General features: G+C 52.3%; 7 protein-coding genes. 4 read left to right on the forward strand and 3 right to left on the reverse strand.

The features are described from left to right. The first annotated feature begins 1,001 nt into the window (after positions 1 to 1,001). Together Q7J88_RS08005 and Q7J88_RS08010 are read left to right on the forward strand one after the other, a co-directional pair. Entirely contained in the window at positions 1,002 to 2,276 is a 1,275-nt protein-coding gene (locus tag Q7J88_RS08005) for a DEAD/DEAH box helicase (protein ID WP_303721646.1), read from the forward strand. 216 nt (positions 2,277 to 2,492) lie between these two features. Then, on the forward strand, positions 2,493 to 3,164 hold the full coding sequence (locus Q7J88_RS08010) for a response regulator transcription factor (RefSeq protein ID WP_303721647.1): 672 nt from the start codon (positions 2,493 to 2,495) through the stop codon (positions 3,162 to 3,164). 220 nt (positions 3,165 to 3,384) lie between these two features. On the opposite strand, the gene Q7J88_RS08015 is transcribed toward Q7J88_RS08010, so the two are convergent. Genes Q7J88_RS08015 through Q7J88_RS08025 form a run of 3 tightly spaced genes read right to left on the reverse strand, consistent with a single transcriptional unit; the run spans position 3,385 to position 6,988 of the window. Continuing rightward, positions 3,385 to 4,188, reverse strand: coding sequence for an alpha/beta hydrolase (locus Q7J88_RS08015; protein WP_303721648.1), 804 nt, complete (start codon positions 4,186 to 4,188; stop codon positions 3,385 to 3,387). Further along, a complete protein-coding gene (locus tag Q7J88_RS08020; RefSeq protein WP_303721649.1) occupies positions 4,185 to 5,906 on the reverse strand; it encodes an ABC transporter ATP-binding protein in 1,722 nt (573 codons plus the stop codon). The genes Q7J88_RS08015 and Q7J88_RS08020 overlap by 4 nt, the downstream gene beginning before the upstream one ends. Further along, positions 5,903 to 6,988, reverse strand: a complete 1,086-nt coding sequence (locus Q7J88_RS08025; protein WP_303721650.1) for a hypothetical protein — start codon at positions 6,986 to 6,988, stop codon at positions 5,903 to 5,905. The genes Q7J88_RS08020 and Q7J88_RS08025 overlap by 4 nt, the downstream gene beginning before the upstream one ends. A gap of 397 nt (positions 6,989 to 7,385) precedes the next feature. On the opposite strand from Q7J88_RS08025, the gene ilvB reads away from it, so the two are divergent. Next, positions 7,386 to 9,068: a biosynthetic-type acetolactate synthase large subunit gene (gene ilvB / locus Q7J88_RS08030; protein ID WP_303721651.1), complete on the forward strand. Its 1,683-nt coding sequence runs from the start codon at positions 7,386 to 7,388 to the stop codon at positions 9,066 to 9,068. A 69-nt stretch (positions 9,069 to 9,137) separates the two neighbouring features. Further along, entirely contained in the window at positions 9,138 to 9,890 is a 753-nt protein-coding gene (locus Q7J88_RS08035; protein ID WP_303721652.1) for an alpha/beta hydrolase, read from the forward strand. Positions 9,891 to 10,039: the final 149 nt, after the last annotated feature.

Raw genomic sequence — 10,039 nt, forward strand, 5'->3', positions numbered from 1 at the left:
GGAGATAAACATGTTATTCGGTATTCATGTATTCCCTACCGAGCACTCGATCCAGCCCGATGGACTGGCTCGCGCTGCCGAAGAGCGGGGGTTGGAGTCCGTCTGGTTCTCGGAGGTGTTTTACTGGAAAGCTCTAAGGGGAGGAAGAGATGTCGACTCCTGAGCAGCAACGCAATCTTACTCCGGAAAAATATTGGGAAATGCTTGAATAAAAAATCAAGCAGGAGGTTGGCTGGATTCAGCAAAGAATGGCGTGGTTGGCAATATTTCATGGGTTTTTATTTGCCACGTTCGGTCTGTCTTTTAAAATCAGAATGGATGGAACGGAATCACAATTTCCTTATTGATATTGAATGTTATTGTTTTGGTCGGCTTGCTGACATGTTTTTGCATTATGGCCGGACTATGGGCAGCTTCCGATGTGCTGAAAACGATAGAAAATGAGTGGAAACGACTTGTGCCCTGTCAGCGAGATCGGGAGCAGTTCCCATCTATTAGAATGGCCAATCAAAAGATCCGATTTGTTGGCATGCTCTCTTCTTGGGGACCATCTATTCTGTTTTTATTTGTATGGAGTTTTTTGTTGTATTTTATGAATTTCTAGAGTTTTTAATTTTCTAGGCCCATTCAGGCATAATATGCAACTATGATATTTTAATCTAAAATATCGGGACCTTAAGTAAGTTCAGGTCATAGCCAAGGCTTCTTGGCTTCTGCATCTCAAAGAAACATAGTTTTAAGATAGTTCTCCTGCCATACCTTCTGGCCTTTGGCAGAAAAAAGTCCTGTTTGTTTTGAAAAATATCTATATTTCTTGCATTTAGCGAACATATCCTTTATGTTACTGCAATTCTCAGTGCCCATCGGTCGGCACTTGTAAGTGTCCTCGGTAGTTTCTTTTTGATCTTCCCCTGACACCATTTAGCGTTTCCAGCCTAAAGACCGTTCCCTTGTTTTATACATCGGATGGGCCGGTTCCATTTTCGGAGTTCATATTTTTCATGACCTTTAACGACCTCGGTCTATCGACCGAACTGCTTCGTGCTGTGTCCGAGCAGGGTTACAGCCAACCTACGCCGATTCAAAGTCAGGCGATCCCCGTTGTTCTCAAAGGGGGAGATCTCCTCGCCGGTGCCCAGACCGGCACCGGCAAAACGGCGGGCTTCACCCTGCCGCTACTGCAAAATTTATGCGCTGCCCAACCGGGACGTGGTAAGCGCTCGGTGCGCGCACTGGTGCTCACCCCGACCCGCGAGCTTGCTGCTCAGGTCGGTGAGAGCGTTCGCGCCTACGGAAAATATCTGCCGCTTCGGTCGGCAGTGATTTTCGGTGGCGTCAGCATCCGGCCGCAGATCAACATTCTGCATAAAGGCATTGATATCCTGGTGGCCACACCGGGGCGTCTGCTTGATCACGTCAGCCAGAAAACCCTAGATTTGTCCCAAGTTGAAATTCTGGTGTTGGATGAGGCGGACCGGATGCTCGACATGGGTTTTATCCGTGACATCCGTAAAGTCTTGGCGCTACTTCCGGAACAACGGCAGAATCTGCTTTTTTCGGCGACCTTCTCCAACGAGATCAAACAACTGGCAGATGGTCTGCTCAACGCCCCGACCTTGATTGAGGTTGCGCGCCGCAATACCGCCGCCGAGACGGTGAACCAGTCTATTCATCCAGTTGATAAGAGCCGCAAGCGTGCTCTGCTCTCGCATCTGATCAGCACCAACAACTGGCAGCAGGTGCTGGTCTTTACCCGCACCAAGCACGGAGCGAACCGGCTTTCCGGCCAGCTCGCCAAAGACGGTATCAGTAGCGCTGCTATCCACGGCAACAAAAGCCAGGGAGCGCGGACAAAGGCATTGGCTGATTTCAAAACAGGTGCGGTGCGGGTGTTGGTTGCTACCGATATCGCTGCCCGTGGTCTGGATATCGAGCAACTTCCGCAGGTTGTCAACTTCGAGCTGCCGAACGTCTCCGAGGACTACGTCCACCGCATCGGTCGCACCGGGCGAGCGGGACGTGAGGGGCAGGCGGTTTCACTGGTATCAAATGACGAACAAAAGTTACTGAAAGATATTGAGAAGCTACTGAAGCGAAAGCTGCCGAAAACAACCGTCAAGGGCTTTGAGCCCGATTCAATCAAAACTGCGGAGTCGCTACAAGTAAAAAGTTCACACCCGGCAGGTAAAAAGCCCAGACGCACCCGCAACCATGAGTGCGCTAAGTCGGCTGGGAACCGTAGCGAGCAGCGTAATCGGCGATACGCGAATAAATAGCCTTTTGGGAGACGATCCGAGTATCGACCACTCGTCTTCAGGTCCATACATATAATACAGGGGGTGGGACAGATGCTCTGTCCTGCCCCCTGTCTAGCCTGAGTCAGTTTTGTTTTCAGATATAAAAGGTATAATGAAAGTCCACATCTCTATTTGACTAAACAAAGTAGATAAGGTCAGCACAAGGTCAATGGTATCCAAGTTTTGGAGATGCTTATGCACCTTCTCCTTGTTGAAGATGAAAAGAAAGTCGCGTTATTTCTTAAAAGCAGATTTGAGGAGAGCGGGGACTCTGTTGATCTGGCTTTCGATGGAGAAGAAGGCGTTCTTAAAGCGACTTCCAATGTCTATGACCTGATAATAATGGACGTTATCATGCCTAAGAAGGATGGTTGGGCTGCAACTAGGGAAATTAGAGAGAAAGGGATTACCGTTCCGATTTTATATTTAACAGGAAGAGATAGCCCAGATGACATTGATAATGGATTTAAAGCAGGTTGTGATGATTATTTGCCGAAACCCTTCTTCTTTCCAGTGCTTAAAGCACGGTGCAATGCTTTAATTAGGAAAAGAACGCAAAGCTGTGATGCTGAGATTCATTATGCTGATCTTCGACTTGACCCCCTCAGTCGTAAAGTTTGGCGCTCAAATAAAGAACTTGAACTATCCGCTAAAGAGTATGTTCTTCTAGAATATTTTATGCAAAATCCAAATCAAGTATTATCGCGATCGATGATTGCTGAACGCGTTTTTGATTATAAAGTGGATGTTTATACAAATATTATCGATGTTTATATCAACTATCTCTGTGAGAAAGTAGATCGTGATTACGACCAGAAACTGATAAAGATGATTCGAGGTGTAGGGTACGCTCTAAAAGAAGATTAACTTACTGCAAGATAAGCATAAATTGCATTTACTTGAAATTTATCCTCCAAAACAATTCTTAGACATGATTGTGGTTTCTGTTTCGAGGTTTCAAATAGAGAGTGTTTCACAACCTTTCTGCATTTGACTAGAGAGGATAATCTTGCAATTCCCATATTGTTTACGTTGTCCTAAGATTATGGCCAATTCAGATTCTTCACACAGAGCCCCGATGCTCCTTTTATTGAAGCTCTTCAAATAGAAAATCGAAAATCTGCTCAGCGAAAGGTGGGTGCGCGGTGTAGCTTTCGTAAGCATGACTGGCGTTCGGAACCTGCTCCAGCCGGATGTTGGTGGGGATGTCGTAGGAACGCCCCACGGCGCGGACCGCGGTTGTCCAACGCTCAGCTCTTTCGATTCGGTTGAACCCCTGAAAAGAATCGATCTCCTTGGTTTTGTTAAGCTCCTTGTCGCGCAGGTCATCTTGCTCACCGACCATAATCAGGGTGGAAATTTTTAGAAAATTTTCCAGAACGAATTTCAGATTCGGCCACTCCCTAGTCGATTTGATGCCATACGGGTATTTACGTTCCGGATCTGGGAAAGTGTACCAGCCGGGGGCGGCCAGAACCATTCTAGCAACTCTTTTCGGATAGAACATGGCATAGCGGTGCAGAAACTGCCCACCACCGGAGAAACCGAACATGTGCATCGGTGCGGGAGAAATCCCGAGCCATTCATGAGCGTCCTGCAAAACATGATCAAAAGCCATGTCCGCCCGTTGTTGATTGGCAGAGCTGCCGAGTTGCTGATAGCGGGGATAATCCTCTTTCAAAAAGAGTGGCGCGAGGATGATGGCACCATGTTTTTCCGCCTGGGCGATAAAGCCTTCGACATGCTCCTCGGCGTTGCGGGAGATGCCGTGAATGGAGTAGAAGATTTTGTTTTCTTCCGTCCTGTGCTGCGGCAGATAAACGAAATAGTGCATCTGCGACATGCCGTTGATGCAACGCTGATGAATTTTTCCCGGTTCGATATCGTTCATTTACCTCTCCCAAAGCTGGCTGCTGTCAAATCGATAGGTTCTGAACAGAGGCTGTTGCTTTCTTTAATCAGTTTTCCGGCATCGAGATACCAGAAGTTATCTGCCAGATTCAGGCGTTCTTCCGAGCGGCTGACCATCAACACCGTTCCAGAAAAGGTGGCGATAACCTTTTCCAGCACATGAACCGCCTGCTTGTCAAGGTTGGCGTCCATCTCATCGATAATCAGAATCGCCGGCTTACCGAGAAGGGCACGGGCGATCGCCAGCTTGTGACGTTGGCCGAGGGAGAGGTTCATCCCTCCTTCGCGGAGCCGAAACGCTTCTCCTCCCTGCAATTGGTCTAGCAGCTGGTCCAACTCGCAAAGATTTTTGATTTCTTCAAGTTCGGTGCTGCTGGCATCCGGGGCGCGATATTTTAAATTGTAGTGAACCGAACCCTTGAGCAGGGGCAGGTCGGGACTGACGATGCTGATGGCCTGACGGATCGAGTCGAGATTGCAGCGTCTGACATCCTGCCCGTCGATCAGGATTTTTCCTTCATCCAGATCGACTAGCCGGGCAATGGCCTGCAGAAGGGTCGATTTTCCAGCTCCGTTATCACCGATGATCGCAAGTTTGGTTCCCCCCGGAATTGTACCCGATATTTTTCTTAGTGCCCCTCTGATCAGAACATTTTGTAGTTCGATATTGCCTGCGCTGACTTGGAGCGCTGGGAGTCTGCTTGACCTGCCACGGAGTTGCTTGGTTTGCATGAACTCAATAATCTTCTCCCGTGAGACACGGTAGGTCTGCAGATACTCATGCACCCGACCCATGTCACGGAAGGCGTTGGAGAGAAAGCCGACCACTGCCATGGCTGCAACCACATTGCCGGAGCTGGTCATGTCATGGAAAACTTCAAATGCCCCGAAGGAGAGAATCGCCGCCATCGACAGGGCGGTGGCGCCATCGTTGACCACCCGCATGCTGGCCGAAGCGCGTGCCCGATCGACCATGGCATCGCGCAGCAGGCGGCTCTGTTTACTGAAGCGGCGTCGCTCCCGCTGTTGCTGATTAAAGGCCTGAATGACGATGATGGAGCGGATCTTCTCGTTTATGTTGCCGGCCAGACGACCGCGCAGGCGGCGCGATTCGCTGACGATTTTATGCATTTTGGGACCCAGCTTGAGATTCCATAACAGGCCGAGGGAAAGGATGATGATCGAGCCGATAGCAAGGTAGATATCGAGATGTCCAAGCACACCGATTGAAATGGTGGTGACGATCGCGGAAACGACGATGCGCGCCAGACCAAGGCTGACCCAGCGGCGAATGGACGAAAGGTCGCTGATAAACCTCAACATCGAGGACCCGGTCGCGCGACGACTGAGTGAGCGGGGGGCAAATCGCTTCATGCGATCAAAGATACTCAAGCGGACCCGGTGAACATATTCTTGGCCGAGGCGTTCGGCGTCTATTCTTTCGACATATTTCAGCCAGGCGGTGAAGCCAGTGCAACTGAGCAGCCCTGCTGCAAAGAAGGCAATCTGCCAGACTTCAGTTTCATCGAACATATGAATTTCCGGGTCGTCGAACTCCGGATTGAGCAGGACGTTGAAGGCGAACCGCACCAACAGCATGGAGGTGATAATCATCAACGCCTGCAAAATCCCGTTGACGATCAACCGCACAAGCAGCCAGCGCCGGCTTTCGGCAAATATGGCGGGGAGGTTGATCATCTAACGACCTCGCTAGCCGTTCTCTGTTGATGACGGTATTGCAGGCAGCTGTAGATGTAGCTGGAAACGCTCGGTCGGGCCAACGCGTTGGTGTGATAAACCGGTAGCCCGCAGACTTCTTCCGCTTCCCTTTTGGCCAGCGGCGAGGAGGTCAGTACCCCGGTAATGGCAAAGACCGGCAGCTGGCGTGCATTCAACCAGGAAATGCCGGCTTGGGCTCCCAAGGCGTCGTTGGCGGCGAAAATGACGCCATCGATCCAGTCGGTAAATTCCAGTGTTGCAAACAGGCGCGCCGTTTCTCTCTGCAGCAGACCGTCTGCAACTTCTACAATGATGATATCCGCACCCGATTCAGCCATTTCGTGACCGAGGGTCATGACAATATCGAGGAGCGTTTCGCGATTGACCCGGTACGTCGAAACATATCCGGCGTCGATAAAGTCGAACACCGGACAAGCCCCGGCGTCAACCAGCGCTCGATAGTCCGCTCCAGCTCCGGTGCCAGTGAACTTGGCTGCCGCCACTTTGATGTTTTGCCGGACAAATCCTCGAACCAGATTGGCGCAGGCAGAGGTTTTCCCTGCATTCATCGAGGTTCCCGCCACCACCAGGACCAATGGGCTCGCGACGATGCGATCCGCTTTAGGCAGCCTTGCGCGACTTAGGTTGATGCGATGCCCTTCCTCATCGGTAAGCAGGCCAAGGGGAGTGATGCGGGTTGCCGACTTGATCCGATCATGACGATTCAGCAGCCTTGCTGCGACCCCACCGGCAGCAACCAGACGACAAGGGCCTAGGTGGTCGGGGACTATCCCCTCGAACTGGTCCGGGGCATAGCGGTTGCCGTAGGCAATGACAATCTCGTCTCCTTCGAACAGGGTCGCTCGTCGGCTGCTGACCAGCTCTAGTCGGCGGTGCTGTCCCAACTCTTCGACCCTGGCTAGCAGCAGATCACCAGCAAGGGGAGATACTGTTCCGGTCAGCAGTTGGAATGTTTGATCGGGATCAATTCTTCTAGTGGTATAAGCCCATTTTGCCTGTGCAAGCCTTTGGTTTGGCAATGGATCAAGTTTGAGGTCCATATTCCCTCCTATCGTTTTGGTGAGGGCTGGTTGCTGATATAAGAGTAAATCGGGAATTGTGAGTTCGCAAGTCAGCAATTGCAAGTTATTGATTTTTAGATTTTGACTGGTCTTACCAATTGCTGACCGGAAAGGCGATCTTTTCTGTTGACAGCTTTTATATGCTCGGTTAAATTCTGGCTTCAAGGAGTTAAAACAATGTTTCGAGCGATTTTAAGCATAAACCTGCTGCTGGTAGTCGTAGTCGTCGTTACCTGACGACTCGCGGCTACCTTGGTTCATTGTTAAGAATCGAAAGGGAGCTCGGGTCATCCACCCTGCGCTCCCTGCTCAACATAGTTGAAAAGGCCGCGGGGCAACGATCCGCGGCCTGTTTTTTTATTTGAAGGAGAATGACATGAAAACCGGTGCACAAATTTTACTTGAATGCCTGAAGAAAGAAGGTGTGGATACGATTTTCGGCTACCCTGGCGCACGTACTCTGCTGGTGCATGATGCGTTGCTTGACGATACGGATCTCAAGCACATCCTTGTCCGCCACGAGCAGGGGGCCGCCCACGCCGCTGACGGCTATGCCCGGACGACCGGCAAGGTCGGCGTCTGCCTGACCACCTCCGGTCCCGGTGCGACTAACCTGGTTACCGGCATCGCCACCGCCTACATGGACTCGGTGCCGATGGTCGCTCTGACCTGTCAGGTGACCACCGCCGATATCGGCAACGACGCGTTTCAGGAAGCTGACATGGCCGGGATCACCCGGCCGATCACCAAGCACAACTACGTGGTCACCGATGTCAACGATCTGGCCCGGGTTGTCCGCGAAGCTTTCTACATCGCCCGCACCCGCCGCCCCGGACCGGTGCTGGTCGACCTACCGAGCGACGTGCTGGCGGCGAAGATCAAGCCGAATATCCCGGAAGAGGTGACCCGGCGTGGTTATCAGGAGAAGCCGAGCCTGAACCTGAAGCAGATCAAGCGGGCGGCCGAGATGATCAACAAGGCGAAGCGGCCGCTGATCTACGCCGGTGGCGGTATCACCTTGTCGAATAGTTCAGACAAGCTGCGCGCACTGGCGCAAAAGGGTAGTATTCCGGTCACTCACACCCTGATGGGGATCGGCATCATGGACCCTAAGTCTCCGCTGTCCGTCGGTATGCTCGGCATGTACGGTGCCTGGTACGCCAACATGGCGGTCAGCCAGAGTGACTGCCTGATCGCCATCGGCGTCCGTTTTGACGACCGGGTTACCGGCAAAGTCGACAGCTTCGCACCGAATGCCAAGATCATCCACTTCGATATCGATCCCTCCAGCATCCGGAAAGTGGTGCAGGGGGGGCTGCCGATCGTCTGTGACGCCGCCGAGGTGTTGGAACCGTTGACTGAATTGATCGAGGAAAAAGACCGCAGTGGCTGGCTGGAGGACATCCAGGGCTACAAGAAGAAAGGTCCGCTGCCGAGGCCGCAGCGCGACCACTTGGTGCCGCATGAGGTGATGGAAGCGATCGAGGCGGTCGCTGGCGATCAGCCGGTAGTGGCCTCCGACGTCGGCCTTTCACAGATGTGGACCGCCAACTACCTGCCGTTCAAAGGGCCGCGCCAGTACATCACCAGCGGCGGTCTCGGCACCATGGGCTACGCGTTGCCGGCGGCGATGGGGGCGGCAATGGGTAACCCGGAGCGACCGATCTTTGCCATCAATGGGGACGGCGCATTCCAGATGAACTGTCAGGAGTTGGCGACCTGCTCTCAGTACAAGATCCCGGTCAAGTGCATCATTCTTAACAACGGCAAACTGGGGATGGTTCGGCAGTTTCAGAAGGTGTTCCTCTCCTCCCGATACGCTTCCACCAACCTGGATGCGGATGTCGATTTCTGCACTGTGGCCAAAGGCTTCGGCGTGAGCGGTATCAAGGTCAAGAATCTGGACGAGCTGCATGAGGGGCTGAAGAAGGCAATGGAAATACCGGGGCCGGTGGTGCTCGATGTGGCGATCCATCCCGATACTTACTCTTTCCCGATGGTGCCGCCGGGGAAAGAGTCAACGGCGATGATTTTTGATGCCGATGAGTGGGAGGGCTAGCGGCCGAGACGGTTGTGATAACTTAGGGGACAGACTTTTATTCTGTCCCCATTTTATTTGGAGCTGAGTATGTACAAAGAGCTGCTCAATCATCACTTAATCAGCGAGCGCTACTTCTTTCCGCGCCAGGGAAGCCTGTTCGATCCTTTTTGGGTTGATTGCGGGGATGCCCAGCTGGCTTGTGTTTATCATGAGCTCGATCCACGGGTGAAGACGCTGGTCCATTTTCATGGCAATGGCGAGATTGTCGATGACTGGCAGGGGGATTTCGTTACCCTGATGCATCAGATGAGCTGCAACGTGTTTCTCGCCGAGCTGCGCGGTTATGGACGTTCGAGTGGAGAGCCGCAGCTGGGTAAAATGCTTGATGATGTGATGCCGACGATTGAGGCGATCGGTAAACCGGCCAACGAGCTGATCTTCTTCGGGCGTAGTGTCGGCTCGATTTTCGCCATCGAGGCGGCGGCCCGTTTTCCTGATGCGGCTGGGCTGGTGATCGAAAGCGGGGTGGCCGATGTGCTGGAACGTCTGCTGCTGCGTGTACAGCCGCTGGAGCTTGGCTGCAGTTCGGATGAGTTGTCTGCTGTGGTTGCGGAATATCTGAATCATCAGCAGAAAATGGCTGAATATACCGGGCCGTTGTTGGTGATGCACACTGAGCATGATGGACTGGTTGATGCCAGTCACGGTCAGCGTTTGTACGACTGGGCGGGCGGTCGAAAGCAGCTGAAGATCTTCCCGCAGGGAAATCACAACGACATCATGTATGAAAATGCGCGGGAATATTTCAGCTTGCTGGCCGATTTTATCCGCAGTTTATAGGTCCGAGGTGAACTACCCCGCCGCAAGCGACGGAGCTTCCTGTTTCAACGAACCATGACTCGTAGACCGGCTCTTGCGAGCCGTTCCGCCGTCAGAGGATTCTCCACGGGCGTGACTTCGGGCAGTTCCTGCCCTAGAAAGAATATTGA

It is taken from the genome of Malonomonas rubra (assembly GCF_003247215.1).
In the GTDB taxonomy this organism is placed as follows: Bacteria; Desulfobacterota; Desulfuromonadia; order Desulfuromonadales; family Geopsychrobacteraceae; genus Malonomonas; species Malonomonas rubra_A.

Excerpts from the sequence above, each read along its gene's own strand:
- Q7J88_RS08005 (WP_303721646.1), top strand. The coding sequence starts at position 1,002 with ATGACCTTTAACGACCTCGGTCTATCGACCGAACTGCTTCGTGCTGTG.
- Q7J88_RS08010 (WP_303721647.1), top strand. The coding sequence starts at position 2,493 with ATGCACCTTCTCCTTGTTGAAGATGAAAAGAAAGTCGCGTTATTTCTT.
- Q7J88_RS08015 (WP_303721648.1), bottom strand. The coding sequence starts at position 4,188 with ATGAACGATATCGAACCGGGAAAAATTCATCAGCGTTGCATCAACGGC.
- Q7J88_RS08020 (WP_303721649.1), bottom strand. The coding sequence starts at position 5,906 with ATGATCAACCTCCCCGCCATATTTGCCGAAAGCCGGCGCTGGCTGCTT.
- Q7J88_RS08025 (WP_303721650.1), bottom strand. The coding sequence starts at position 6,988 with ATGGACCTCAAACTTGATCCATTGCCAAACCAAAGGCTTGCACAGGCA.
- ilvB (WP_303721651.1), top strand. The coding sequence starts at position 7,386 with ATGAAAACCGGTGCACAAATTTTACTTGAATGCCTGAAGAAAGAAGGT.
- Q7J88_RS08035 (WP_303721652.1), top strand. The coding sequence starts at position 9,138 with ATGTACAAAGAGCTGCTCAATCATCACTTAATCAGCGAGCGCTACTTC.